The 25,624-nt window shown below is 41.7% G+C and carries 26 protein-coding genes; 15 read left to right on the top strand and 11 right to left on the bottom strand.

The window, feature by feature from the left end; genetic code table 11:
* From LS71_RS01825 to LS71_RS01795, 7 genes are all read right to left on the bottom strand, one after another.
* Complete coding sequence (locus tag LS71_RS01825; protein WP_138109793.1) at nt 1–768, bottom strand: energy transducer TonB; 768 nt, start codon at nt 766–768, stop codon at nt 1–3.
* A gap of 1 nt (nt 769) precedes the next feature.
* Nucleotides 770–1,711, bottom strand: a complete 942-nt coding sequence (locus LS71_RS01820) for a flagellar biosynthetic protein FliO (protein ID WP_138109792.1) — start codon at nt 1,709–1,711, stop codon at nt 770–772.
* A gap of 17 nt (nt 1,712–1,728) precedes the next feature.
* The gene (gene fliN / locus LS71_RS01815) at nt 1,729–2,085 is read right to left on the bottom strand and encodes a flagellar motor switch protein FliN (RefSeq protein WP_034351980.1); all 357 of its coding nucleotides are present in this window, start codon (nt 2,083–2,085) and stop codon (nt 1,729–1,731) included.
* A 45-nt stretch (nt 2,086–2,130) separates the two neighbouring features.
* Complete coding sequence (locus LS71_RS01810) at nt 2,131–2,535, bottom strand: chemotaxis protein CheX (RefSeq protein ID WP_034351982.1); 405 nt, start codon at nt 2,533–2,535, stop codon at nt 2,131–2,133.
* A gap of 51 nt (nt 2,536–2,586) precedes the next feature.
* Nucleotides 2,587–3,273, bottom strand: coding sequence for an endonuclease III (gene nth, locus LS71_RS01805; protein WP_238700266.1), 687 nt, complete (start codon nt 3,271–3,273; stop codon nt 2,587–2,589).
* Nucleotides 3,260–3,508 carry a FeoA family protein gene (locus tag LS71_RS01800; protein ID WP_238700265.1) on the bottom strand — a complete coding sequence of 83 codons (249 nt, stop codon included), beginning with the start codon at nt 3,506–3,508 and terminating at the stop codon, nt 3,260–3,262. The genes nth and LS71_RS01800 overlap by 14 nt, the downstream gene beginning before the upstream one ends.
* 114 nt (nt 3,509–3,622) lie before the next feature.
* Nucleotides 3,623–6,796 carry a DUF3971 domain-containing protein gene (locus LS71_RS01795; RefSeq protein WP_069723490.1) on the bottom strand — a complete coding sequence of 1,058 codons (3,174 nt, stop codon included), beginning with the start codon at nt 6,794–6,796 and terminating at the stop codon, nt 3,623–3,625.
* On the opposite strand from LS71_RS01795, the gene mltG reads away from it, so the two are divergent.
* The 15 genes from mltG to waaC all read left to right on the top strand — a co-directional run bounded on the left by mltG (nt 6,744) and on the right by waaC (nt 20,987).
* Entirely contained in the window at nt 6,744–7,673 is a 930-nt protein-coding gene (gene mltG, locus LS71_RS01790; protein WP_034352208.1) for an endolytic transglycosylase MltG, read from the top strand. The two genes, LS71_RS01795 and mltG, sit on opposite strands and share 53 nt — an antisense overlap.
* 106 nt (nt 7,674–7,779) lie before the next feature.
* Nucleotides 7,780–8,736: a malate dehydrogenase gene (locus LS71_RS01785; protein WP_034351986.1), complete on the top strand. Its 957-nt coding sequence runs from the start codon at nt 7,780–7,782 to the stop codon at nt 8,734–8,736.
* Nucleotides 8,737–8,775: 39 nt separating this feature from the next.
* Nucleotides 8,776–9,087: a 4Fe-4S dicluster domain-containing protein gene (locus LS71_RS01780; RefSeq protein WP_034351987.1), complete on the top strand. Its 312-nt coding sequence runs from the start codon at nt 8,776–8,778 to the stop codon at nt 9,085–9,087.
* 10 nt (nt 9,088–9,097) lie between these two features.
* A complete protein-coding gene (locus LS71_RS01775; protein WP_034351990.1) occupies nt 9,098–10,222 on the top strand; it encodes a 2-oxoglutarate synthase subunit alpha in 1,125 nt (374 codons plus the stop codon).
* On the top strand, nt 10,223–11,053 hold the full coding sequence (locus LS71_RS01770) for a 2-oxoglutarate ferredoxin oxidoreductase subunit beta (protein ID WP_034351993.1): 831 nt from the start codon (nt 10,223–10,225) through the stop codon (nt 11,051–11,053). It begins immediately after the preceding gene.
* A gap of 1 nt (nt 11,054) precedes the next feature.
* Complete coding sequence (locus LS71_RS01765; protein ID WP_034351996.1) at nt 11,055–11,615, top strand: 2-oxoacid:acceptor oxidoreductase family protein; 561 nt, start codon at nt 11,055–11,057, stop codon at nt 11,613–11,615.
* A gap of 351 nt (nt 11,616–11,966) precedes the next feature.
* Nucleotides 11,967–12,335, top strand: a complete 369-nt coding sequence (locus tag LS71_RS01760; protein ID WP_138109791.1) for an aldo/keto reductase — start codon at nt 11,967–11,969, stop codon at nt 12,333–12,335.
* Between the two features lie 355 nt (nt 12,336–12,690).
* Nucleotides 12,691–12,954, top strand: a complete 264-nt coding sequence (locus tag LS71_RS01755) for an ATP-dependent Clp protease adaptor ClpS (RefSeq protein WP_194145655.1) — start codon at nt 12,691–12,693, stop codon at nt 12,952–12,954.
* Between the two features lie 10 nt (nt 12,955–12,964).
* Nucleotides 12,965–15,211: an AAA family ATPase gene (locus LS71_RS01750; RefSeq protein WP_034352005.1), complete on the top strand. Its 2,247-nt coding sequence runs from the start codon at nt 12,965–12,967 to the stop codon at nt 15,209–15,211.
* Nucleotides 15,192–15,971 carry a DUF815 domain-containing protein gene (locus tag LS71_RS01745; protein WP_034352008.1) on the top strand — a complete coding sequence of 260 codons (780 nt, stop codon included), beginning with the start codon at nt 15,192–15,194 and terminating at the stop codon, nt 15,969–15,971. Before LS71_RS01750 ends, LS71_RS01745 begins: the two co-directional genes overlap by 20 nt.
* A gap of 62 nt (nt 15,972–16,033) precedes the next feature.
* On the top strand, nt 16,034–16,684 hold the full coding sequence (locus LS71_RS01740) for a DUF305 domain-containing protein (protein WP_034352011.1): 651 nt from the start codon (nt 16,034–16,036) through the stop codon (nt 16,682–16,684).
* Nucleotides 16,647–17,555: a CvfB family protein gene (locus tag LS71_RS01735; protein WP_238700264.1), complete on the top strand. Its 909-nt coding sequence runs from the start codon at nt 16,647–16,649 to the stop codon at nt 17,553–17,555. The genes LS71_RS01740 and LS71_RS01735 overlap by 38 nt, the downstream gene beginning before the upstream one ends.
* A gap of 27 nt (nt 17,556–17,582) precedes the next feature.
* On the top strand, nt 17,583–18,338 hold the full coding sequence (locus tag LS71_RS01730) for an SDR family NAD(P)-dependent oxidoreductase (RefSeq protein WP_034352017.1): 756 nt from the start codon (nt 17,583–17,585) through the stop codon (nt 18,336–18,338).
* 21 nt (nt 18,339–18,359) lie between these two features.
* Nucleotides 18,360–19,700 carry a class II 3-deoxy-7-phosphoheptulonate synthase gene (locus LS71_RS01725; protein WP_034352021.1) on the top strand — a complete coding sequence of 447 codons (1,341 nt, stop codon included), beginning with the start codon at nt 18,360–18,362 and terminating at the stop codon, nt 19,698–19,700.
* 159 nt (nt 19,701–19,859) lie between these two features.
* Nucleotides 19,860–20,987, top strand: coding sequence for a lipopolysaccharide heptosyltransferase I (gene waaC / locus LS71_RS01720; protein WP_034352024.1), 1,128 nt, complete (start codon nt 19,860–19,862; stop codon nt 20,985–20,987).
* Nucleotides 20,988–21,180: 193 nt separating this feature from the next.
* Here waaC and ruvB read toward each other — a convergent pair whose 3' ends face one another.
* Genes ruvB through LS71_RS01700 form a run of 4 tightly spaced genes read right to left on the bottom strand, consistent with a single transcriptional unit; the run spans nt 21,181 to nt 25,511 of the window.
* A complete protein-coding gene (gene ruvB / locus LS71_RS01715) occupies nt 21,181–22,224 on the bottom strand; it encodes a Holliday junction branch migration DNA helicase RuvB (RefSeq protein ID WP_034352026.1) in 1,044 nt (347 codons plus the stop codon).
* Between the two features lie 8 nt (nt 22,225–22,232).
* Nucleotides 22,233–23,027, bottom strand: coding sequence for a 3-methyl-2-oxobutanoate hydroxymethyltransferase (gene panB / locus LS71_RS01710; protein ID WP_034352029.1), 795 nt, complete (start codon nt 23,025–23,027; stop codon nt 22,233–22,235).
* Nucleotides 23,028–23,036: 9 nt separating this feature from the next.
* Entirely contained in the window at nt 23,037–24,269 is a 1,233-nt protein-coding gene (locus LS71_RS01705; protein WP_034352032.1) for a sugar transporter, read from the bottom strand.
* A complete protein-coding gene (locus tag LS71_RS01700) occupies nt 24,270–25,511 on the bottom strand; it encodes a glutamate-5-semialdehyde dehydrogenase (protein WP_238700263.1) in 1,242 nt (413 codons plus the stop codon).
* Between the last annotated feature and the right edge of the window lie 113 nt (nt 25,512–25,624).

The following is a 25,624-nucleotide window of genomic DNA, read 5'->3' as shown; positions in this document are numbered from 1 at the left end:
TTAATATCCATAGTAATAAAGCCCATAGGTCACAAAAATACGAATTTTTGTCTTGCTCACTGGGCGCGGATAGTCTTTATATGCAATCTCAATCGTGCGCTCGCTATTGCGGTCTAAGAGCATATATTGCGATGAAATGATAATCTTTAATCCGCTAATATCGCCATTTGGGTGTAGATAAAACTCCACCGCACTCACACCCTCTTGCCCTAAGCGCGCCGCACTTGGTGGATAGCGCAAGTATCTTTGCGTAATGCGCCCAATATCGCGCAAATTATTCACTAAAAATTCTTGCTCCGCTAGCCCATAGTCCCCAAACTCCGCGCCATAAAGCTCCTCAATATCTCTTCTTGCGATATTATCAATGCCCGGAAATTTAGCTAGCGCCTTAAGGCGGCTTTTGGGCTTTTGATTTTGCTTAGCCTTGCCGGTGTTATTATACAAGCTTAAGGAGCTTAAATCAAATGTGGGCGGGCTAGATTTGGCACTTGGCGTTTGCGGTTTGGGAGGGGTTGGCTGTGTGAGATTACGCAATGGCGCGGCGACTTGAGTTTGGGCATTATCACTCTCCTGCACCTCCCCACCTCCTAGAATCTGAAAGCCTGCAACTTTCATCTGTGGATTACTCGAAGTGCCTTTTTTAAACTGCAAACCCTGAAATCGCACAAAAAGCAAGGCCAAAATAAGCAGATGAATGATTAAGGAGACAAGTAGCCATAGCCGCAAATGCGAGTGAGTCTGCGCATTAAGCCCTATATTTGCTTGCATACTATTTCTCATCATGGATATATTGAGAAAGTCGCTCTTGCTTTTGCTCTAAGAGTTTGGCAAACTGGTCATCAAGGCGCAATTGCTCCTCTTTGCTAATACTTTGCGGGATAGGATAGCGGTCAATAAGCGTAGTGCCCGATAAACCAATAAGGATTAAATACCGATAGCCATTAGATTCTATAGTTAAGATTCTGTGTTTAGAATCTAGATTTTTCTGCGAGATAATCTCTATCTTTGTGGGGTCAAATGCCGCTTTTTTGGGCGTGGAAAAATAATGCCCAAACTGCTTTTTATGCACTACATATCGCTTGACTATCCATAGCACCAACACAAGCACGCCCATAACGCCTAGCACAGCCACATATCGCCAAGTATCAATGCTTAAATCATTTTTAAATGGCAGGAGATTCTGGTTTGTTTGCGCAGATGTGGGCTGTGTGGAAGCGGACTGCATTGGATTTGGCGTTTGGGCAAGCGCTGCTTGCGCGGGGTTAGATTGGCTATTTTGTATCTCAATAGTTGGGATATTGGCATTATGGGGCGTTTGGAGCAATTTATCAAGCTCACTTTGGGGTGGGGTAGCGCGACTAAATGTGATTTTTAGCGCATTGGGCGCTCTACCCACATTCACACTCATAAAGCGCGAATCGCCTATCCCTAGCACATAGAGCTTATCTTGGACATTAAACACTTGTATTTGACTGATAAAAGTTTGCTTGAAGTTTTCATTTTTAGAATCTGCTTTAAGATTCGGGAAAATCACACCTTTATAGCCCTCATCTTCTGTCAAACTAGGGGCTTTATCATACGCGCTATCAAGCGTGAGGATAAGCTCAATGCTTTGACTTGTTTGATTAAAAGTAAAATCCTTTACTTTTACATTAGCCCAAAGCACACTAACACACAAAGGCAGCAAACATACAAAAATTATCTTTTTCATATTTGTGATAGTCTAAACTACTTTTCATTCTCACGCGTGAGATAATACACAATGGCATTAGAATCTAAAATTTCATTAATACGAATAGCCAAATTGCGCTCATACACCATAACTTCACCCTTACCTATAACGCGCCCATTAATAAATGTCTCAATGCTCTCCCCTGCAGGCTTTCCTAAATCAATAATAGAGCCTTTCTCAAAGCGCAAAATCTCGCCAAGCGGTATTTTGGTATTACCTAGCTCGGCATTAAATAGCACTTCCATATCTAAAAGCCCGGTATAGTTTTTCATCATATCCTCAAGATATGTGGCAAGCTCTATTTCTTTGGCTGTGTGAATGCGCTGTTTGTCTAAAATAGTCTCTCCAGCCATAAGCCGCTCCTTTTATAGAATCTGATACACCATAGAATCTACAGCCTACCTCACGCGGCGCATATAAATACTGCATCGCCCGCGCGATAGCCTAAAATGTAATCCATGGTCATAATTTTTAATCAAACGATAGCCTAAATACTCCGGTGTTGAGATATTAAAATTTTTGCCTAATTCTTGCGTCATCACCTTTGCCCTGCCTACGACAAGATTAGCAAGTTCCCTTGCCATATCCTCCAAAGATTGCTCGCTAGGATTCTTATCCCCTAAAAAATCGGCACAAAAAATACGCAAAAAAGCCTTATTAAATAACAAAAACACATCATTATGCGTGCCAAGCATACTAATCTTGCTCAAATACCCCTTTTTAAGCGGCATGATAGAATCATGAGGCGTCTTACTAATGCTATTTTGCACAATATCAAAAAAACTACTATGAATGATGTCCATAACTCACCACCTTTTTACAGAATCTAGCGCATATTATATAACATTTTGCGGCTAAGTGGGCTTGAAATTGCACTTATTTTGACAAAACGCACTCACAAAGCAGCTTTCACACATAGGTTTTAGCGCCTTGCAAGTATAGCGCCCAAACAGCACAAAAGCTTGATGAAGCGTAGAAAGCTGCGTTTTAAAGAGCTTTGTAAGCTCCTTTTCCGTCTCTAAAGCACTTTTTGCTCCACTTAAGCCCAAACGATGTGAGACGCGAAACACATGCGTATCCACCGCCATATAATTTTGCTCAAAAAACTCAATAAGCACCACATTAGCTGTTTTCTGCCCCACCCCTGCTAGGCTTTTTAGCTGCTCTTGCGTGGTGGGGATTTGCCCATTAAAATCCCTCATCACTTGATTTGCCATAGCATGCAGGTGCTTGGCTTTATTATTAAAAAATGACACAGATTTAATAAAGCCCTTTATCTCCTCAATATCAGCCCCTGCTAGGCTTGCGACATTAGGATAGGCTCTAAAAAGTGCTGGAGTAACGATATTTACGCGCTTATCTGTGCATTGAGCGGAGAGCATAACGCACACAAGCAATTCATATAGATTATGATAAATAAGCTCTGTTTTTGCATCTCCAAAATGCTCCAAAAACAATGCCTTAATGGCTTGCACATCTTTTTGCTTGCATTTTTTAAACTGGGGCGCGCTTTTAGAATCTGCCATTTCAATTTGGCTCATGCCTAAGCGGCTCAACTACGATAAGTCTGGCTTCAGAATCTCTTAGCGCCACTTGCGTGCCATCTATCATTATTGCCACCGCTAGCCGCCCTAGCGAGTAGCGCATGACCTTACATATTTTATCTTTTACAATACCAAAGGACATAAGCCTATCTTTAAGCGCGCTATCTTGGCTCTCGCAGCGCACGATTTTGCACACATCTCCCAATGAGCAATCACAAAGCGTCATTTTCATATCCTTAATGTTGGTAATAATTTTTAAGGAGCGCAAGTATAGCGGAGTTTAGATAATAAGATTCTATCCCACTGCGCTATAAATTTTATTAATTAATCTCATACAGGCTCGTACTTATGGCGCTTCCACTTGCGGGAGGTTTGGCTCATTTATAGAATCTGGCTCTTGTGCGGGGCTTTGGGCAGATGGGCTAGATTCTAAATTCTCTTGTATTCCTTGCGGTGTTTGTGATGCTGGCATCTCTTGTGATTGAGATGTTATAGAATCTGGCGCGGGAGCGGGTGCGGATTGTGTAGGATTAGATTCTGTAGTGTTTGCAGATTCTGTAACATTTGTAGATTCTATAGCATTTATAGCATCTAGCTCCTCGGATAAAGCTGGCTCAAAGTATGGCTCTGGCTTCTTTAATGGACTAGATTCTACACTTTCATTAAGCGCGTTTGATAAGCCGCTAAGTAGCGTATCCACAGGCTTTAAGATTCTGCCTACCATTTCAAATGGGCTAAGCAAAATATCCTCTGCAGTATTTACCTCACTCTTTGGATTATCTAGCGTGCCTTTGAGGGCGATTCCGGTGGTGAATTTGCCATCACTGCCCAAAATCACATAGCCCACAAGCGGGATTTTATCAATAATATCCGCCAAAGTTTTCAAAGTAGAGGCTTTTAAAATCACATCAATTTCTTTTGATTGTAGCCTAATAAGCCCTCCGCCCTCCACATCAATAGAGCTTCCCACTAAATCGATATTTTCAAGCACTAAATATTCGTCATTTAAGACAAAATCCACTTTCCCTTGCTTAATCTCATAGCCATTTGCGCCAAGTCCGGGCTTGCGGAAAGTAAGCAAGGCAGGGATTGTATCAATAAGGGCTAAAATATTTTGCACAATGGCTAAGTCTTTATAAGTGGTATTTTGCATACTTATTTCGCCCTTAAGCACGCCCTCATCATAAATGCCCCTAAAATTAAACAAGCCGCCACTCACAATATCACGCTTCCACACGCGGTTTAAAAACACATCGCTAAAGTTATTGAGCCGCACATTAGCACGCGAATACGCCACATCGACATTAGCCACACCATTGCCATAAGTAGCATCAGCGCGTATTAAGCCATCGCGCATAGAAACAGATGCCATATCTGTGGGAATAATATAATCATTTAAGTAAAAATCCATATTTCGCGCTTCAAGGTAAGTAATATGCGGGGAGAGCTTGTGCTGGCGCTCGTATTGTTGCTTGGCTTTAATGAAAGCTTCTTGTGCTTGGCGCTCTTGTGGGCTTAGGGCTTGACTGGTTTTACTCTCTTCATTAATTTGCGCAAGGGCTGGGATTTGACTATTTAAAAGCTCATCAATGTTTAAATCATAGCCATTAAGCATAAGCTTTATTACATTGCCTTCTTTCACAAATAAAAATTTTCTATTTTGTGAGCCGATAAAAATACCCCGCTCATCGATTAGCCCCTCAAGCACAAAGCGCGCTAATTGATTAGATTCTTTATCATAAAGCGGATAGGTAAGATTACTCACCTCGCCACTTAAGCCAAACTTCTTAAAATCTTTAGTAGAGAGCCTCATATATCCATTTGGTATGCCAAAATAGCGCAATATGGGAGAATATGGATAAATTTTTGCAATATCACTTAGCTCAAAGACACTTTGCTCACCTATATAAACATTTAGTCCAAAATCTGGCAAGGATATGACTTTATCATCTTGGCTTAAATGCCCTTTAAAGTGGATTTTTTTAAGCTCATTAGGATTAATTTTTAAAATCTCCTCGCTAAATCCTTTTTGAGAATCTGCATAAATAGCTTCAATAATGCGCTTTGTAAGCTCATCACTCCCCTCTGGCACAGCAGGCATACCTGCATTTTGTGATAAAGCCTGCGAGCTTAGTGCAAAATGCTCAATGAGCAAATCCCCTTGTAGCGAAGAATCCTCTAGATTCCATATTGCATTAAGGATACCTTGTATATTTTTCGCATAATCAATCTTAGTATTTAGTAGCTGCACATAGCTTTTAGAGGGCTTTTGAGAGAGAATTACATTAACATCGCTCATATCTAATCTTAAGCCTGCGATACTAAGGCTAAGTGTGGGCGCGCTTATATTGCCATTAGCTAGGATAGACATTTGCTTATTTTTATCCTGCTGCATATCCACATCAACTTTTAAGCGTAATTTAGAATCTACGCTGCGCACCGGTATATTGATGTCATAAAAACGAAGTATATCCGCTAGCTCATCACTAAGCGTGGCATTATTAGAGCGAATGGCGATTTTTATACCCATAGGCTGCGTGAAAACATTGCTTATTTGCACTTCAGAGCCTTCAAGCTTAGTGTCTGTAAAAGATGGCTCTTTAAATAAAAAGCTTAGATTCTCTTCGCGCATATACACAATCACGCGCGTGGCTTCAATGGGCTTAAGGTGGGGAGCAAAATAGACTTTAGGAGATTCTATAGCTAAATCAAGGGCTAAGCTCTGCTGGAGCTTGGCAAAAAAATTCCTATCAAGCGTGCTTTGAAACCTTAGTGAATGCACTTTCATCACATCATATTGCACATTTTTAAAAAGCCAATTATTGAGCATTTTATTGTTGAGCTTTAGCACATAGGGCTTAATTGTATCAAGGTTGTAAAGGTGTGTGGAGGAGGCCTCCATCTCGATGCGATAAAAATCTGTAATACCCTTTATATAAAGTGTGGGCTGCTCTTTATCGTTTGTAGGCTCTTTGGGAGAGAGTGAAATATCCATTTCGAGCGTTTTTTTCACATTTTGATACACAAACTGCCCTTGTATCTGCAAGCCAAATCGCAAAATCTCAAGCTCATGGATAAGCAGCTGCGTATTTTTGTGATTATCCTCAACGCCAAATTTAGCCACAAACTCTGGCGCAGAAATCTCATATTCTCTGCCATCATAATGCACACTGCGCTTTAAATTATCGCTAAAGACGATGTTTTGTATATCAAGCTTTTCAAAATATGAAATCACAAATAAACATCGCTTAATCCAAGTGAGGATTTCATCAGCACTTATAGAATCTGCCTCATCATCTTGCCCTTTATTTTGAAGCGCAGAGACATCAAGGCTTTGTATCTCTAAAATGAGCTTGTTATTTAATCTAAGATACAATCCATCGATATGGATTTGTCCAATGCTAAGAGATTGGCTATGAATGCCATTGGATAGAATCTTATATCCCATAAGAGAAAGTGTGAGTAAAATGCCTAAAAAGATGATGATACTTGCGATATTTTTAGATTTTGTTTTCCTCATTACAATAACCATTTTATTTTATTTACTCCAGCCTATGCAAACTGAACGCATAATCAACCTGCCCAAAGGCTCATTGCCCAAAATTATAGCATACTTAAATGATAATGGTGCGCATCTTAATAAGCTTGATGCGCTTTTTATACGCTTTTTGGGGCAGCCTCAAAGTGGGTTTATTGATATGGGAGCGCAGAGATTGCCAAAGGGTGCGTTTTTAAAAGCCCTAACAAGCTCCAAAGCCGCTACCAAAGAAGCCACACTGATACCGGGCGAGACTTTGTATTATTTTATCCGCATACTCGCAGAGCGCTTTAATCTCTCACCTGATATGCTCCAAAGTGCCTATGATAAGTATTTCCCATATCCTGATGGCGTAATATTCCCTGATACTTATCATCTCCCGCTAGGTATTAAGGAAGATGAGATGATGAAAATGCTCTATGAACTCTCCATAGAGCGCCACAAGCAAAGTGCCATAAAACTGCTTGGGGAGTATAATCAAGAAGTATGGTTTAAACATGTCGCCACTGCCTCCATAGTGCAGAAAGAAGCGGCAAATAATGATGAAATGCCTCTCATTGCTGCTGTTATCTTTAATCGTATCAAGCAAAATATGCCCTTGCAAATGGACGGCTCACTTAATTATGGCGCATACTCGCACACTAAAATAACACCAGATAGAATCCGCAATGACAATAGCCCTTATAATACCTACAAGCATAAAGGTGTGCCACCCTATCCTGTGGGCAGTGTGAGCTTACCAGCTATTGAGGCAGTGCTAAAACCTGCCAATGTAGATTATTTGTATTTTGTGCGCGATAGAAGCACGGGGACGCATAAATTTAGCAAAACTTACGAGGAACACCGCAGTCATTTTTAATTTTAATTCATTTTTAAGTTAAATTGTTTCATAGTTAGCAAGTTAAAATTTTTGTTTAACTTTTGCAGATTTTAAGTTAAAAAAGACAAATTTTATCGAGGGAAAAATGCTACAAAAAATCGCTATCATCGGTGGTTCTGGGAATGTTGGCTCGCATATTGCGTTTTTGGCGGCTATGGGCAAAATGGCTAGGGAGATTTTGCTTTTTAGTATTGACTTGCCACGCTGTAAAGGTGTGGGGCTTGACATTTCTCAAGCAGCCGCTGTGTTTAATCTCCCCGTTTTTGTCAAAGGCTGTGAATCTTATGAGGAGTTAAGCGGAAGCGAAGTTGTTATCATCTCTGCAGGATTCCCACGAATGCCAGATATGAGCCGCGATGATTTGCTCCTAAAAAACGCTCACATTATGAAAGAAATTGCCCAAAACATTGCTAGGGTAGCGCCGCAATGCTTAATGATTGTAGTATCAAATCCACTTGATGTTATGTGCCTTGTAGCAGAGCATTGGAGCGGCTTTCCTAAAAAGCGTGTAATGGGAATGGCAGGCATACTCGATGGCGCAAGGCTTGCGTATGAAAGCAAAATAAGGCTTAATAACCCCGCACATCATATAGAATCTTATGTCATAGGCGCGCATAGTGATTTTATGCTACCCCTGCTTAGGCACTCTTTATGCGATAATAAAAGCTTAATGGAGCAATTTACGCCATTTGTGCAAGAAGAGCTGATTGAGCAGACCAAAAATGGTGGCGCAAAGATTGTGGGCTACTATCAGCAGGGCTCGGCATACTTTGCTCCAGCAAGTGCAGTTATTAAAATGCTTGAACTTATTATGAATGATACAGATGAAATAGTCGTATGCAGCGTGTATGCGCAGGGCGAATATGGCATTAAAGATATCTATATTGGCTTGCCCATTAGGCTTAATCACAAGGGAGTGAAAGAGATTATCACATTGCCGCTTAATGACCAAGAACGCGATATGCTCCACATGTCTGCTCAAAGCATTAAAAAACAAGTTGAGATTCTCAAAAATAACGAATTGTTAAATTATAGAATCTAAGATTGTGCATTTTCAATTAAACACAAGAAAGGATAAGGAATGGGAATAAAAAAAGCGCCACAGAATGTGCCTGTGTGGGTTGATGAGAAGCGTTGCAAAGCATGCGATGTGTGCGTTTCACTCTGTCCCAGCGGTGTGCTAGGTATGAAAAAAGATGAGCATAAAATACTAGGTAAAATTATTTCTGTGGCTCACCCAGAGAGCTGTATAGGCTGCAGAGAGTGTGAATTGCATTGCCCTGATTTTGCTATTTTTGTGGCTGATAAAAGTGAATTTAAATTTGCAAAATTAAGCAAGGAAGCCCAAGAGCGCGCTATAAAAATTAAAGAAAATAAATTTATGGTGATATGAAGGAGAGAAGATGCGTGAGTTAATTACAGGAGGAAATGAGCTTGTTGCGCTTGCTGCGATAGAATCTGGCTGCCGGTTTTTTGGTGGGTATCCTATCACTCCATCAAGTGAAATTGCGCATGAAATGAGTGTGGAGCTGCCAAAAATTGGGGGGAAATTTATCCAAATGGAAGATGAGATTAGCGGGATTGCTGTAGCCTTAGGCGCTTCAATGAGCGGCGTTAAGGCTATGACTGCTACTTCTGGTCCGGGCATATCGCTTAAAGCTGAACAAATCGGCTATGGCTTTATGGCAGAAATTCCGCTTGTGGTGGTTGATGTTATGCGAGGAGGTCCATCTACAGGACTGCCCACGCGTGTTTCGCAAGGCGATATCAATCAAGCCAAATCACCAAGTCATGGCGATTTTTGCTCTATTGCTATTGCTGTTGGCAATCTTGAGGAGGCTTATACACAAACTATCCGCGCTTTTAATATTGCTGAAAAGTATATGACGCCTGTTTTTCTCCTCCTTGATGAAACCGTTGGGCATATGCATGGCAAGGCGCTTATCCCTGATTTGGAGGATATTAAGCCCACTATCATTAATCGCCAAGTGTTTCAAGGTGCGCCAAGTGATTATCAACCCTATGGCGTGCCTCAAGATAAGCCCGCTATCCTTAATCCGTTCTTTAAAGGCTACAAATACCACATCACCGGGCTGCATCATGGCGCAAGCGGCTTCCCTACAGAAGATGAAAAGCTCTCACAAAATCTCATCGATAGATTGTTTAATAAGATAGAGTCTCACCTAGATGACATTGTAGAGTATGAAGAATACATGCTAGAAGATGCGGAGATTCTCATTATCGCCTATGGTTCTGTCTCACTAGCGGTTAAAGAAGCTATCCATACTTTGCGCAAAAATAATATAAAAGTGGGACTTTTCCGCCCCATTACGCTATGGCCAAGCCCAGCTAAAGAGCTTAAAACCTTAGGACAAAAATTTGAAAAAATTTTATTAATTGAGCTTAATAAAGGGCAATACAGGCAGGAAGTAGAGCGCGTTATGCAAAGAGATGTGCAATTTTTAGGCAAGGCTAATGGTCGCAGCATATCGCCCACAGAGATTATAACGACAATTAAGGAGATGTAAATGGCTTTTAATTACGAAGAATATTTGCGAATGGATAAAATGCCCACACTTTGGTGCTGGGGCTGCGGCGATGGTGTGATTTTAAAAAGCGTAATCCGCGCTATTAACTCACTAGGCTGGAATATGAATGATGTGTGCATTGTGAGCGGTATTGGCTGCTCTGGGCGCTTTTCATCTTATGTTAATTGCAATACCGTGCATACTACGCATGGCAGGACTATGGCGTATGCCACAGGCATAAAGCTAGCCAACCCCGATAAAAAAGTCATTGTCATTTCAGGCGATGGAGATTCTATGGCAATTGGCGGTAACCACACTATCCATGCCTGCAGGCGCAATATTGATTTAAATTTAGTGATGATTAATAATTTTATCTATGGGCTTACTAACTCTCAAACTTCGCCCACCACACCAAAGGGCTTTTGGACGGTTACAGCTCAATATGGCAATATCGACCCTAATTTTGACCCCTGCGAAGTGGCAAGCGCTGCGGGAGCAAGCTTTGTAGCGCGTGAAAGTGTGCTTAATCCTAAAAAACTTGAAAAAGTGCTTATGGAGGGCTTTACGCATAAGGGCTTTAGCTTTTTTGATATTCATAGCAACTGCCACATCAATCTAGGGCGCAAAAACAAAATGGGAGAAGCCACCTCTATGCTTAAATGGATAGAATCTAGACTAGTGTCTAAAAGCAAATTTGAGACCTTGCCTCCAGAAGAGCGCGTAGATAAATTTCCAACAGGCGTTTTAAAACACCAAACCGATAAGATTGAGTATTGTGAGGCGTATGATGAAGTGATTAGAAAAGCCCAAGCCGCGAAAGGAGGGCATTAAAATGATGCACCAGCTGCGATTTACGGGTGTGGGGGGGCAAGGCGTGCTTTTAGCAGGTGAAATCCTAGCCGAAGCGCAGATAAAAGACAATGGCTATGGTGTCAAAGCCGCTACATACACAAGCCAAGTGCGCGGAGGACCTACAAAGGTGGATATTTTGCTAAGTGATGAGGAGATTTTGTATCCTTATGCCAATGAAGGGGAAATTGAATTTATGCTTTCAACCGCGCAAGTGAGCTATGATGCATTTAAAAGCGGCGTGAAAGAAGGCGGCGTGATAGTCGTAGAACCTAATCTTGTGCAGCCTAGCCCAGAGGATTTAAAGAAATTTAAAATCTATGAAATCCCAATTATTACCATTGCTAAAGAAGAGGTGGGCAATGTCGTAACGCAATCTGTCGTAGCCCTTGCTATCACCACAACACTCACACAATGCGTAAATCGCGACCTAGTGTTTGAAACCATGATAGAAAAAGTCCCGCCAAAGGTGCGAGAAGCTAACAAAAAAGCTTTTGAACTAGGGGAAAAATACGCCAAAGAAGCCAAAGTGATAGAAGCCTAGATTCTATCACCCCTACTTTTATACTCCCCACTCCCTCATCACACCACTTTTACAAATAAGCCAACCCACACACATTTGCACTTAAATTCTTAGTTATAGAATCTAGATTCTATATTTTAATCCCAACGCCCACCTATTGCCCTTTTTCAACATTTTTTGCAAAAAGCTCTTGACTTAGAGTAGCTATCATCATTTATACTTGCATTTAGATTCTAAGAATCTAAGTTTAGTTTAAGGAGATTGAATGTTTGATTTGCAAAAGATTTTGAAAAGGCACTGGAAAATCCTGCCTTTTGTTTGCCTTAGCATTATTGGCGGGCTAAACGCACTAAAAAACACAAAGGAGGCAAAATGAAAACGCGCAAATTAGGCAATTTGGAGGTTTCATCACTAGGGCTAGGCTGCATGGGGCTAAGCTATGGCTATGGCAAAGGCTTGGAGAAAAGTGAGGCAATAAAGCTCGTGCAAAAAGCCTATGATAGCGGCATCACGCTATTTGACACAGCGGAAGCCTATGGGACGCTAAATGAGGAAATCGTAGGCGAGGCGCTGCAAAGTGTGCGCGACAAGGTAACCATCGCCACAAAGTTTGGAATCTATATGCAAAATGGCACTCAAGTGCTAGATTCTAAGCCAGAGCGCATTAATAAAAGATTAGATTCTATAGAAATAAAAGGCGATAGATACCCGCCAGAGCTAGCCAAACGCGTGGGGAAATAAGGAAGCAAAATAAAAACGCGAGAATTTATAAAGACAAGTGGACTAGGAATCTAAACGTAGGAAACGATAGGCAAACCCTCCTTGCAGTAATCACTGCTCTAATCCCCTGCATCGGCTACTTCCGCGCCATAAATGCGCTAAATGAGGTGAGCAAGGGATAAGTTTTCTAAGCCTTTAGACTTTGCAGCAGGGCTATATGGGCTTTTTAAAGGCTAGATTCTATCATTTAACGCAAATTTATCTCGCGCGCTTATAAGAGTATGTTTTATTATTTTTGCTAAAATGCGCAAATTATTTATTTTTATTTTAAAGGATTCTCTTGGCGCACACAGCATTTGAAACAAGCATAGAGAGCATGCTTGAAGAACCAAAACTCTATCGCGTATTAATTTTAAATGATGATTGGACGGCTATGGATTTTGTCGCGCAGATTCTTATGGAGGTCTTTGATAAGACTTCTGATGAAGCCACTGCTATCACGCTCAAAGTGCATAACGATGGCAAAGGCGTATGTGGCATTTACCCCTATGATATTGCCGAGCTAAAAACGCAAATCGTAAGCCAAAAGGCAAAGCAGCACGGCTATCCCTTACGCGTCATTACAGAGGAAATGCCCTAAAGGAGTATGAATGATAGGACAGAATCTCACGCTTATTTTTAATGAATCTATCGACATCGCGCGCGAAATGCGCCATAATATTCTCACCACCGAGCATCTTTTCTTAGCCACACTTAACAACACGCAAGGCATAAGTATCTTGCAAAAATGCGGGGGCAATATCCAAGAAATGCGCCGCGTTATCAATCTCTACTTGCAAAAATATGTGCCATTTTCCCATGAGCTTACCCAAAAGCCACGCCAAACCCCAGCGCTTGATAGAATCATCGAAACTATGGTCAAGCATGCCGAAAATAGCAATCGCCAGAATATCGATGTGGGCGATTTGCTCGCCTCGATTATGGAGGAGAGCCAGAGCTTTAGCACGCAGATTCTCAAATCGCAAGGCATTAATCGCTTAAATGTGCTTGAGGTCATCACTCAACAAGAGCAAGACTATAAAGAACAAGAGCAGCAGGATACAAAAGAGGCAGGAGAGAGCTACCTAGCCAAATACACTAAAAATCTATCTATGCTTGCAAAAGAGGGTAAAATCGACCCAGTTATTGGGCGTGAGGAGGAGATTTGGCGTGTGAGTGAAATTCTTGCACGGCGCAAGAAAAATAATCCTATCCTTGTGGGCGAACCCGGTGTAGGAAAAACAGCTATTGCCGAAGGGCTAGCACTTGAGATTTATCATAAAAAATTGCCAAAAGCCCTGCATAATGCGCAAATTTTTGCCCTTGATGTGGGGGCTATGATTTCAGGAAGTAAGTATCGCGGGGATTTTGAAAAACGCCTTAAGGGTGTGCTTAAAGAAATTACACAAATGCCTCATGGCGTGCTTTTCATTGATGAAATTCATACCATTGTAGGCGCTGGAGCGACTTCTGGCTCAAACCTTGATGCATCAAATCTGCTCAAACCTGCCCTTGCTAATGGCTCACTGCGCTGCATTGGTGCGACTACATTTGCAGAGTTTAAAACGCATTTTGATAAAGATAAAGCCCTCTCACGCCGCTTTAGCAAAGTAGAAGTAAAAGAGCCAAGCCTGCAAGATTGCTATCAAATTTTGCAAGGCTTAGCCCCAATTTATGAAAAATATCATCATGTCAAATACAGCAAGGGCGCACTTGAAGCCTGTGTCAATCTCTCTGCAAGATATATTAGTGATAAATTTCTGCCCGATAAGGCGATTGATTTGCTTGATGAAGTGGGCGCAAATATGCGAATCTACCGCGCAGATTCTGTAAATCACCCCACCATCACCATTAAAGATATAGAATCTACCCTAAGTAAAAGTGTGCATATCCCCAAAAGCTCTATTAGCAAGGACGAGGGCAAGGCGCTTATGCATCTTGCCTCAAAACTTAAAGAGCGTATATTCTCGCAGGATAAGGCTATCGATGAGCTAAGTAATGTGATTAAAACCAATAAGGCGGGCTTGAGCGAAAGCAATAAGCCCATAGGCAGCTTTGTATTTGCTGGACCAAGCGGTGTGGGGAAAACAGAGCTAGCAAAAGAATTAGCAAAGATTTTAGGCATTGCATTTATCAAATTTGATATGAGTGAGTATATGGAGCCTCATTCTATATCTCGCTTAATTGGCGCGCCTGCTGGATATGTGGGCTTTGAGCAGGGTGGGCTGCTTGTTGATGCGGTGCGCAAAAGTCCTCATTGCGTGCTGCTGCTTGATGAGATTGAAAAGGCTCATCATGATATTTATAATATTTTGCTGCAGATTCTAGACGCGGCGAGCCTTACGGATAATGCAGGGAATAAGGCTGATTTTAGAAATGTTATTGTGATTATGACAAGTAATGCTGGCAGTCAAGAGGCAAATACGCTAGGCTTTAATGCCAATATGCAGGGCAAGAACGCCACCGCGATAAAATCACTTTTTTCACCTGAACTCCGCAGCCGCATTGATAGCATTATCCACTTTAATCCACTAGGCTTGAAAGAATATACTCTCATTGCCAAAAAATACATTAATGACATTGCCACACTGCTTAAGGCACGCCACATTAGCCTAAGCATTGATAATCAAGCATTGCAATTCCTCGCCTCACAAAGTATGGATAAAGCACTGGGCGCAAGGGAGCTAAAAAAGATTATTGATAGCCAAATTAAGCTTGCATTGAGTGATGAAATTCTCTTTGGCGCGCTTAAAAAGGGTGGCAGCGTGAAAGTAAGCCTTTTACAGAATCCAACTCCGCACATCACGCTTAAATACAAAAGCGCACAGAGCAAGAAAAATGCCACCAAAGCTCTTTAATTTTTCATGGGAAGAGCATTTAGCCTGCGTCTATCGCCCTAAATTTGAGGACTTTGGCGGGTATTTTAAGCCTATTAAAGCACTGCAAGCGCCTACCAAACTCATTGGCTTAGAAAATGAAATGAGCGCACTTACTCACAATACAAAAGCCCTCATACAAGGTAATAGAGCCTCTCACGCGCTCCTTTGGGGTGCTAGGGGCTGTGGGAAAAGCTCATGTTTGCAATATGTGCTAAGCTCGCTACTTGCTTTTGATAGCCCTTTGCGCGTGGTGGAAATTGCTAAAGAATCGCTAAGCCTTTTGCCTATATTGCAAGATGCCTTGCGCGAGCTGCCTTATAAATTTGTCATTGTATGCGATGACTTATCATTTAACGCTTTTGAGGATGGCTATAAGGGGCTAAAGAGTTTGCTTGAAGGCTCGCTTGAGGCAAAGGCACAAAATATTGCATTCTACACCACTTCAAACTATCGCCATTTGATTATAGAATCTTACCCACAAGACACGCTGCACATGAATGATATGCAAGATGAGATTCTATCCCTTAGCGATAGATTTGGGCTTACTTTGGGCTTTTATACTTTGGGACAGGCGGAGTTTTTAGCATTTTTACAAACGCTTTTTAAAAAGCCTTTGAGCGAAGCGCTAAAGCTCCAAGCAGTGCAATTTAGCACGCGCAAAGGCTCTTATAATCCGCGCATAGCACATGAATTCTACACCCTCTGCCAAAACGCCATTGTGCGAGATGAGAATGGCTAATTTACACAAATTGCAAACTTTTTTGTTATGATTGTAATCCACTTAATTTATAAGGAGATTTTATGCATATTAAGCTCTTACTTAGCGCGCTAGCCCTTAGCTTTGCCCACCTCTTAGCACAAAATGCCCCAGCCCACACCATGCAGCATCACCAAGAAATGCTAGATTCTAAAGCGCCTTCGCTCTCTACGCAAATACTTAACGCCATGCATGAACCAATGATGAAAGCGGTATTTTTAGAAGATGATAATTTGGATTTAAATTTTTTAACCAATATGATACCTCATCATCAAGGCGCTATAGATTCTGCAAAATTACTCCTTGAACATTCTAAAAATAAAAAAGTGCGTGCCATTGCACAAAATATTATTAAAGCGCAAGAGGCTGAAATCGCGGAATTTGAAGCCCTCTTACCGCCGCTCAAAGAGCAAAAAAAGCTCTATAGCCCAAAAGAAGTTACGCTTTTTAATAATCAAGCCAAAGCCGATATGGAGGCTATGGGCAAAGATATGAGCAGCATTAAGCTTACACACAAGATTGATAAAGATTTTTTATTAGGTATGATACCTCATCATCAAGGCGCGGTTAATGCCTCTAAGCAGATTTTGCAATATACGCAAAATGAGGATATAAAAGCTATCGCCCTGCGCATTATTAAAGACCAAGAGCAAGAAATTGAGCAGTTCCAAACCCTCCTTAAAACCATGCACTAACACAGAATCTGCCATTATTATAGGCAGAGTGCAAAAGCTCTATATCGCCAGATTTAGCGCGCATGGAGCGTATTTGCGCGCGAAAGAGGCGCAGATTCTATCATCACATTTATCTTATACGCACGCTACAGAAGTGCTTTTACCAAAGAAATTTCTAACCCCCACGCACGCCATAAATGATGAAGTAGAGGCATTTATCCTTACAGATTCTAGCGATAGATTAGTGGCAACCACACAAACCCCAAAGGCACAATATGGCGATATAGCACAACTTGAAGTGGTAGGCTATGCGCCTTTTGGCTGCTTTTTGGATTTAGGCTTAGACAAACATATTTTTATGCCAAGCAAAACTCCTCATAAATTTAGCCTAAAGCAAAAAGTCTGCGTATTTATCACCCTTGATAAGCAAGGGCGGCTCATTGCTAAGCAAGGCATTAAATCTTACCTTAAAAGCGCACGCCCTGCACTCTATGCGCCGCATACGCTTACTAAAGCCTTTGTCTTTGAGCAAACACCTCTTGGCTTTGGCTGCGCGATAGATAATGCCTATTATGGGCTTATTTATAAAAATGAATTGCCCAAAAGTGCTGAAAATCTTACCTTAGGCGCATCTATTAATGCCTACATTAAAGCCGTGCGCAAAGATGGCAAGATAGACTTAACACTTTATCCGCCAAGCAGCCATAATCAAAAGGCGATATTGCTTGAGAGTATGCCGCTTTATCTTAATTTTTCCTCCTCACCGCAAGCCATTTTTGATGCCTTTAAAATGAGCAAAAAGCTCTTTAAGCGCCTCATTAATGAGCTTGTGAGAGAGGGGAAAATAGAGTTTGTAGCGCATAGGCAGACTTTTGAGCTTTGCACACATTAACATCACACTTAAACTAAAGGAGTTCATATGACAGCACTTATTACAGGCGCATCTTCGGGGTTTGGAGCAGATATTGCAAAGATTTTTGCTCATAATGGGCATAGGGTGATTATTCTAGCGCGCAGGGAGGAGAGGCTCATAGCTCTTAAAAACGAGTTAGGCGCGCTGTGTGAAATGATTGTGGCTGATGTGCGCGATACACAATTTATAGAATCTGCCCTAAAAGCCCTGCCCGAAGCATTTCAAAATATTGATATGCTAGTCAATAATGCAGGATTAGCTCTAGGCTTAACAAGCGCAGATAAAGCCGATATGGCCGACTGGCAACAAATGGTAGAAGTAAATGTGCTAGCTCTAATTAAACTCACTCACCTGCTTTTACCTCAAATGGTCGCGCAGGGCTATGGGCATATTATTAATATCGGCTCTATTGCTGGGACTTATCCTTATCCGGGTGGGAATGTGTATGGCGCGACAAAGGCATTTGTGAAGCAATTTAGCCTGAATTTACGCGCGGATTTGTATGATAAAAATATTCGCGTTACAGATATTGAACCCGGACTTTGTGATGGGAGCGAGTTTTCACAAGTGCGATTTAAGGGCGATGTGCAAAAAGCCAAAAGTGTATATGCAGACACCACGCCGCTTATGTCAGCAGACATCGCTCAATGCGTGTTTTGGGTAGCAAGCCTGCCTCATCATGTAAATATTAATCGCCTTGAGATTATGCCCACCACTCAAGCCCCCGCTGCACTCAATGTGTATAAAAATCACAAACAATAACACAGCATTTAAGGAGGATTTATGCAATGGAATGCAAAAAGTTGGCGCACTAAGCCCATTAAGCAGCACCCTACTTACAAAAATACAGCACTTTTAGAATCTGTAGAGGCGCAGCTTAAATCTTATCCGCCGCTTGTCTTTGCTGGCGAGGCACGAGCTTTGCAAGAGAGATTGGCTAAAGTGTGTAGGGGAGAGGCGTTTTTACTACAGGGCGGGGATTGTGCGGAGAGCTTTTCGCAATTTAATGCTATCAATATCCGCGATTTGTTTAAGGTGATTATGCAAATGGGCGCAATCCTCACATTTGGGGGATTATGCCCTATAGTCAAAGTGGGGCGCATTGCGGGGCAGTTTGCCAAACCACGCTCAAGCGATACAGAATCTTATAATGGCGTGAGCCTGCCTAGCTATCGCGGCGATATGATTAATGATATGGCTTTCACGCAAGAAGCGCGCGAGCATGACCCTAGTCGCCTACTGCAGGCGTATAATCAAAGTGCTGCTACGCTTAATCTCTTGCGTGCGTTTGCACAAGGAGGATTTGCCGACTTGCATCAAGTGCATAAATGGAATCTAAGCTTTGTGAAAAACAATGCCTTTGGGCAAAAATACGAGGAGCTTGCCTCGCGCATCACGCAAGCACTTGATTTTATGAAAGCTTGCGGGATAGATTCTAAGCATACGCCTACTTTACGCGAAACAGAATTTTACACCTCTCATGAAGCCCTTGTGCTAAATTATGAGGAGCCGCTCTGTCGCGAAGATTCACTCACTGGAGAATGGTATGACTGCTCGGCGCATATGCTGTGGATTGGCGAGCGCACAAGGGGGCTTGATGAGGCGCATATCGAATTTTTGCGCGGGGTGAAAAATCCTATTGGTGTAAAAATTGGACCAACGGCTACAAAGGCTGATATTATGGGACTTTGCGATATCCTTAATCCCCATAATCAAAGCGGTAGGCTAAACCTCATCGTGCGTATGGGCGCGGATAAGATTAAGGCACATTTCCCCAAACTTTTAGAATCTATAAACCGCGAGGGGCGCGAGATTCTATGGAGTTGCGACCCTATGCATGGCAACACCATAAAAGCGCATAATGGCTACAAGACACGCGTGTTTGATAATGTGCTTGATGAGGTAAAGAGCTTTTTTGAAATCCATAAGGCATATGGTAGCTACGCTGGGGGCGTGCATTTAGAGATGACAGGTATGAATGTAACAGAGTGCGTGGGCGGCTCGCAGGACATCACAGAGGAGGGCTTGGCGTGCAACTATAACACGCAGTGCGACCCGCGCCTAAACGCCACACAAGCTATGGAAATGGCATTTCTCATAGCCGATATGATAAAAAATCGCTAGGGGTTTTTACAAAATAGATAGCATTTATTTTATTATGGTTTTTTTGTATTTTATGTAGTCATAATAGGAATATTTTATTATTTTTAGTATTTCATAGATACAATCACAATAAAGGGTTTTAATCTGATTTTTTACAAGTTGAATAGTTAAAGAGGTAGTGTGAAAAGGGTGGCGATTGTGCGTCTTAGTGCGCTTGGCGATGTGATTATTAGTGCGAGTTTTTTGGGCTTTTTAGGCGAGATAAAAAAGGCTTTTTTGACGCATAAGGGCGAGACGCTTAGAATTGAGTGGTTTATTGATAAAAGATTTGCGGATATTTTGGTGGATTCGCCTGTGATTGATTGTTTGCATGTGCTTGATTTTAAAAAAAACTTAAGAAGTATTAGCGGACTTTTGAGCCTTAAAAAATATTGTAAAAATTGCGGGGAGTATGATGTTGTGCTTGATTTGCAGGGTCTTATTAAATCTGGGATAGTTACTAAAATGCTAGATTCTAAAGAATTTATCGGTTTTAGCTTTAAAAGCGCTCGTGAAAGCCTAGCTAGTTTTTTTTATTCTAAAAAAATTCATATTAGTTATCACGCTAATATTTTGGAGCGAAATTTTAAGCTTATTATAGAATCTATTAAGATTTTAGAGCCTGAAAATGGGCATTCAAATCTTTTGCAAAGCGATTTAAAAACTGCGTTAAGACTGCGTAAAAATGGCTTTTCTTACAATAAAAATACGCTAGATTCTACCCTTTTTAAAATACTAGAAAACAAGTGTTATAGAATCTTATTTGTGCTTGAGGCATCTATTAAAGAGAAAATTTATCCAGCTAAACAATTTATTGAATTAGCTAGGAAAATTAATACTTTAGATTCTATAAATACTACATTTTTCCTAACTTTTAAGGATAATATTGATAGTGCCAATGAAATTTTTAATGCTTTAAAGTTAGAAAATATAGAATGTATAAAGCTTCATAACCTTGATTTTAATAGCTTAAAATATATGCTAAGCAATATGAATTGCGCTATTGGCGGAGATACGGGGCTAACTTATCTTGCGTGGGCTCTTGGTGTGCCAACTATTAGCCTTTATGGGAATAAAGATTCTAAAAATACAGAATCTAAAGATTCTAAAAAAAATAAAAAAAGCTCTAAGAATATGCGAAATACAGAGCTTTCACGCATACTTTTAGGCAACCCTTACCTTGTCTCACAAAGCGATAATTTCGAGATAGAATCTATTAGTCCAAATGATATTTTTAATGTATTCAAAAATGAGATTTTAAAGATTTAAAGCGGAATTAAAAGATGTATTTAAAAGCGCACAAATAGCCATTTACCTATTTCATTGCATAAGGTTATAAAAAGCATTGTTTTGTAGCTTCAGCTGGAGCCGCACAATTATGCCTAAAATATAAAGTTATAATCCACTTGTACAGTCTATCAACTTCATCTCTTAAAGTTAGATTCTATAATTTCTACAGAACCTACTCAAAAAGTCCCTTTTGCTCCAAAAAAGGAATGCGCAGGAGTTCATAAGTCTTTGGGCTTGCTATGCGCCCTTTTGCCGTGCGCTCCAAATAGCCATTTGCCAGCAAATAAGGCTCAATCACATCTTCAATAGTCGCCTCGTCCTCGCTCATCGCCGCAGCAATGGTATTTAAGCCTATTGCCTTCCCCCTAGATTCTGCCAAAATGGCCAAATAGCGCAAATCCAGTTCATCAAAGCCAAGTTCATTCACACCAAGTTCATTAAGCGCGTAATTCACGCATTGCAAATCAATCTCCCTATCAATCCCCCCATCACTCACATCAGCAAAGTCCCTCACGCGCCTCAAAAGCCGCAATGCGATACGCGGTGTGCCACGCGAGCGGCGAGCAATCTCATCTGCTCCATTATGCGCAAGATTTCTCCCAAGCTTTTTAGCAGCGCGTAGCACGATATTTGCAAGCTCTTTAGGCTCATAAAACTGCAGACGAAAACTCATACCAAATCTATCGCGCAGTGGATTTGAAAGCATTCCCGCGCGCGTTGTCGCGCCAATAAGCGTAAATGGCGCTAAATCAATCTTAAGCGTCTGCGCAGCAGGTCCTGAACCAATAATAATATCAAGCCTAAAATCCTCCATCGCAGGATACAAAATCTCCTCAATAGCAGGGCTTAAGCGGTGTATCTCATCGATAAATAAAATATCCCCCGCGCTAAGATTAGTTAAAATCGCTGCTAAATCGCCAGATTTTTCAATCATGGGCGCAGCACTTACTTTGATATTGCTCCCCATTTCATGCGCGATAATATGGCTAAGCGTCGTCTTTCCAAGCCCGGGCGGTCCAAAAAATAAAATATGGTCGAGGCACTCTCCACGCTTTTTGCTTGCCTCAATAAACACTTTTAGATTTTTCTTAATTTTTTCCTGTCCGATATATTCCTCCCACACACTCGGGCGCAGTGAGGCTTCTTGCGCGGATTCAAAACTAAATTTCTCTACCTCTACGACGCGATTGGTTTCTGCTAGTGTGAGCTTTTCCATTGCTAATCCTAATAACTCTCGCTCTCACTTGGAAAAGCCCCATTTTTCACATCTCTCACATAAGAATCTAGCGCGCCTTGCAGCAGCTCTTTGCCATTTAGATAATGGCGCACAAATTTTGGCTTAAAAGTATCAAAAAATCCAAACGCATCGCTCCACACTAGAATCTGCCCATCACAGCCGCCCCCAGCGCCTATGCCAATGGTAGGAATGCTAACGCTTTGCGTAATTTTACTTGCCACTTCACTTACCACGCCTTCAATCAGCAAGCCAAACACGCCCACTTCCTGCAAATTTCGCGCCAAATCAATGAGACTTTGCGCCTCTGCCTCACTTTTGCCCTTCACCTTAAAGCCCCCATCAAATCGCATAAACTGCGGCTTTAGCCCAATGTGCGCCATTATCGCCATTCCCTCATCGCACAGCGCACGCACGACTTCAAGTTTATCCGCCCCCACCTCGAGTTTTAGCGCGTCAATCTCGCAAGATTTATAGAATCTAAGCGCGTTTTTTAGCGCGACTTCCTTGCTAGAATAGCTGCCAAAGGGCATATCCGCGATAAGAAAGGACTTTTTTACCGCGTGACTTACCGCCTTTGCGTGATAAATCATCTCGCCCACACTCGCACCAAGCGTGCTGCACTCCCCACCAAAGCTCATTTTTAGGCTATCGCCAACCAAAATCATATCCACGCGCCCATCAAAAATATGCGCCATAAGAGCGTCATACGCCGTGATAGCCGCGATTTTTTCTTTATTTTTTTTCGCTTTAAAGGCATTTAGTGTGAGTTTTTTATCTAGCATTTGCTCTCCTTAATTCTCATTTGTCCATCTATTAAACACCCTTGCAAAGGGCATTTTAAACACAAAATAAAGCCCAGCTAATAAAGCCAAAAGGCTGGCTGCTAAGCCCACATACGCTATGCCAAGGTGATTAACCACAGCGCCGCCAATCATCGCTCCGCTAGCTATGCCGACATTATAAATGCCAGAGTAAATTGACATAGCTATCATGCTTGCCTCTTTGGATATGGCAATGGTTTGAGACTGAAACACCAGCCCAAAAAACATAATACACATTCCCCAAAATGCACAAAGCATAATTACTGCTATTTTATAAGATTCTATCAAATATAGCCCACCAAAGCTAATCCACAGCCCAAACAAACAGCCAAAAACAAAATATTTATGGAATCTATCATAGTATTTTGAAAAAAGCACGCTAGATATTATGCCCATAAGCCCAAAAAGCACAAGCACAAAAGTGATAGCACCATCGCTAAAGCCGCTTACTTGCGCTAAAAGCGGCTCTATGTAGGTGTAAGCTGTAAAATGCGCAGTGATAAAAATCATAGTCAAAAAGCAGATTCTTAAAAACTTTTCATTTTTAATAAGCATTAAGAGATTAGCCGCCCACGCAGCATGCCTATGTTTAGAATCTAGCGGATTTTGCGTAGGGTGCGAAGTCTGCAAAGGCTCAATAGTAGGAAAAACGACATAAAACAAAATACCAATGAGCAGCGCAAACACGCCAATAACGCCAAAAGTCGTGCGCCAATCAATATATAGCCCAATCACTCGCCCAAGCGGCAGCCCAGCAACCATAGCAAGCGAAGTGCCAGTAATTATAAAGCCTAGAGCCATACTTTGCTTGCCTTTTGGCGCGACATTCACAGCCATAGGCGAGGCAATAGACCAAAAAAGCGAATGAGAGAGTGCTACGCCAATACGCGAAACCATAAGCATATAATAGCCGCTAGAAAACGCAGAAAGAAAATGAGAAAGCGTAAAAAGTGCAATCACGCAAAGCATAAGCCTTTTTAACTCCACACGCGAGCATAAAAGCATTAAAGGCAAAGAAAACAAAGCCACCACCCACGCATAAATGCTAACAAGCAGCCCTGCGTGCGCCTCACTCATATGAAAATCACTCGCAATAGCGTTCAAAAGCCCAATAGGCACAAATTCCGAAGTATTAAACACAAACGCCGCACATGAGAGAGACACTACAGGCAGCCAAGTTTTAAAAGGCGCACTTGCTCGCATTTAACGCACCTGCCCATTACCATAGATACAATATTTATAACTTCGCAAGGATTCTATCCCCATAGGACCGCGCGCATGAAACTTAGAAGTAGATATGCCAACCTCCGCGCCAAAGCCAAACTCCCCACCATCACTAAAGCGCGTAGAAGCATTAAGATACACGCATGCCGCATCAACTTCTTGCATAAAGCGCGTGGAGGCTTGCTCATCACTGGCAATTATAGATTCTGAATGCTTTGAACCAAAGCGCGCAATATGGGCTAATGCCTCATCTATGCCATTCACCACCTTAAGATTAATAATCTTATCGCCCCACTCTTTTTCATATATGGCTAAATCATCGCCCTGCGCGCCATATTTAGTAAGCCATGTCGCATCTTCAAACATCACGCGCACATCGTTTTTATGCAGCACATTAAGCAAATGTGGTAAAAATGTCTCAACCAATGCTTTATCAAGTAGCACACATTCGCACGCATTACACGCCGCAGGATAGCCTAGCTTTGCATTAAGGATAATTTCCTCTGCCATGCGCAAAGACGCGCTTTTATGGATATAAGTATGGCACACGCCTTTATCGTGCTTGATGATAGGAATAGTGGCATTGTGCTTCACAAACTCAATAAGTCCCTCACCCCCGCGAGGTATGAGCAAATCCACATATGCGTCCATTTTAACAAACTCCAACACCGCCTCGCGCGAAGTATCCTCTATCATGCTTATGCAGTGCTTTGGAAGAGCATGCTTCTCTAGTGCGCACTGCAAGGCTTTATAAATAGCCAAATTTGATTGATAAGCCTCTTTTCCGCCTTTAAGCACACACACATTTCCGCTTTTAAAGCACAGCGCGGCAACATCGCTTGTAACATTAGGGCGAGATTCATAAATCACGCCAATTACCCCAAGTGGCACGCTTATTTGCTTAATCTCTAAACCTGCTTTATTCGTCCATTGCCTCATCACCTGCCCTACCACAGCGGGCAAAAGCGCAATATCGCGGATAGAATCCGCCATAGCGCGCACTTTTTTGTCATTTAATTCAAGTCTTTTTTGCATATTTATGGGCAAATGGTGGGCTTTTTGCACATCTTTAGCATTTTGCGCGCAAATAAAGGCACTTTGAGCCTCAATCTCATCTGCCATACTCCTAAGCACAGCATTACGCCTATCCTCGCTTAAAGTAATGAGCGCATTTGAGCTTTCTTTGGCTCTGTTAAGCATATCTTTCATCATTTGCTTCATTTTCCAATCCCAGCGTTATTTTTAAGCGCATTATAGCATAAACCCTTAAGCTGATACTATTAACGCTTTTTTGCCATAATTTCGGACTTAAGAACTACACTTGAAGCACAAAG

Source organism: Helicobacter jaachi, assembly GCF_000763135.2.
Taxonomy (GTDB): domain Bacteria; phylum Campylobacterota; class Campylobacteria; order Campylobacterales; family Helicobacteraceae; genus Helicobacter_C; species Helicobacter_C jaachi.
The sequence above is the reverse complement of the archived record's forward strand: the minus strand, read 5'-3'. Positions and strand labels throughout refer to the sequence as shown.

Bases quoted from the DNA above. Each gene is read 5' to 3' on its own strand.
- LS71_RS01825 (WP_138109793.1), bottom strand. From the start codon at position 768: ATGCAAGCAAATATAGGGCTTAATGCGCAGACTCACTCGCATTTGCGG.
- LS71_RS01820 (WP_138109792.1), bottom strand. From the start codon at position 1,711: ATGAAAAAGATAATTTTTGTATGTTTGCTGCCTTTGTGTGTTAGTGTG.
- fliN (WP_034351980.1), bottom strand. From the start codon at position 2,085: ATGGCTGGAGAGACTATTTTAGACAAACAGCGCATTCACACAGCCAAA.
- LS71_RS01810 (WP_034351982.1), bottom strand. From the start codon at position 2,535: ATGGACATCATTCATAGTAGTTTTTTTGATATTGTGCAAAATAGCATT.
- nth (WP_238700266.1), bottom strand. From the start codon at position 3,273: ATGAGCCAAATTGAAATGGCAGATTCTAAAAGCGCGCCCCAGTTTAAA.
- LS71_RS01800 (WP_238700265.1), bottom strand. From the start codon at position 3,508: ATGAAAATGACGCTTTGTGATTGCTCATTGGGAGATGTGTGCAAAATC.
- mltG (WP_034352208.1), top strand. From the start codon at position 6,744: ATGCCTAAAAAGATGATGATACTTGCGATATTTTTAGATTTTGTTTTC.
- LS71_RS01795 (WP_069723490.1), bottom strand. From the start codon at position 6,796: ATGAGGAAAACAAAATCTAAAAATATCGCAAGTATCATCATCTTTTTA.
- LS71_RS01785 (WP_034351986.1), top strand. From the start codon at position 7,780: ATGCTACAAAAAATCGCTATCATCGGTGGTTCTGGGAATGTTGGCTCG.
- LS71_RS01780 (WP_034351987.1), top strand. From the start codon at position 8,776: ATGGGAATAAAAAAAGCGCCACAGAATGTGCCTGTGTGGGTTGATGAG.
- LS71_RS01775 (WP_034351990.1), top strand. From the start codon at position 9,098: ATGCGTGAGTTAATTACAGGAGGAAATGAGCTTGTTGCGCTTGCTGCG.
- LS71_RS01770 (WP_034351993.1), top strand. From the start codon at position 10,223: ATGGCTTTTAATTACGAAGAATATTTGCGAATGGATAAAATGCCCACA.
- LS71_RS01765 (WP_034351996.1), top strand. From the start codon at position 11,055: ATGATGCACCAGCTGCGATTTACGGGTGTGGGGGGGCAAGGCGTGCTT.
- LS71_RS01760 (WP_138109791.1), top strand. From the start codon at position 11,967: ATGAAAACGCGCAAATTAGGCAATTTGGAGGTTTCATCACTAGGGCTA.
- LS71_RS01755 (WP_194145655.1), top strand. From the start codon at position 12,691: ATGCTTGAAGAACCAAAACTCTATCGCGTATTAATTTTAAATGATGAT.
- LS71_RS01750 (WP_034352005.1), top strand. From the start codon at position 12,965: ATGATAGGACAGAATCTCACGCTTATTTTTAATGAATCTATCGACATC.
- LS71_RS01745 (WP_034352008.1), top strand. From the start codon at position 15,192: ATGCCACCAAAGCTCTTTAATTTTTCATGGGAAGAGCATTTAGCCTGC.
- LS71_RS01740 (WP_034352011.1), top strand. From the start codon at position 16,034: ATGCATATTAAGCTCTTACTTAGCGCGCTAGCCCTTAGCTTTGCCCAC.
- LS71_RS01730 (WP_034352017.1), top strand. From the start codon at position 17,583: ATGACAGCACTTATTACAGGCGCATCTTCGGGGTTTGGAGCAGATATT.
- LS71_RS01725 (WP_034352021.1), top strand. From the start codon at position 18,360: ATGCAATGGAATGCAAAAAGTTGGCGCACTAAGCCCATTAAGCAGCAC.
- ruvB (WP_034352026.1), bottom strand. From the start codon at position 22,224: ATGGAAAAGCTCACACTAGCAGAAACCAATCGCGTCGTAGAGGTAGAG.
- panB (WP_034352029.1), bottom strand. From the start codon at position 23,027: ATGCTAGATAAAAAACTCACACTAAATGCCTTTAAAGCGAAAAAAAAT.
- LS71_RS01705 (WP_034352032.1), bottom strand. From the start codon at position 24,269: ATGCGAGCAAGTGCGCCTTTTAAAACTTGGCTGCCTGTAGTGTCTCTC.
- LS71_RS01700 (WP_238700263.1), bottom strand. From the start codon at position 25,511: ATGAAGCAAATGATGAAAGATATGCTTAACAGAGCCAAAGAAAGCTCA.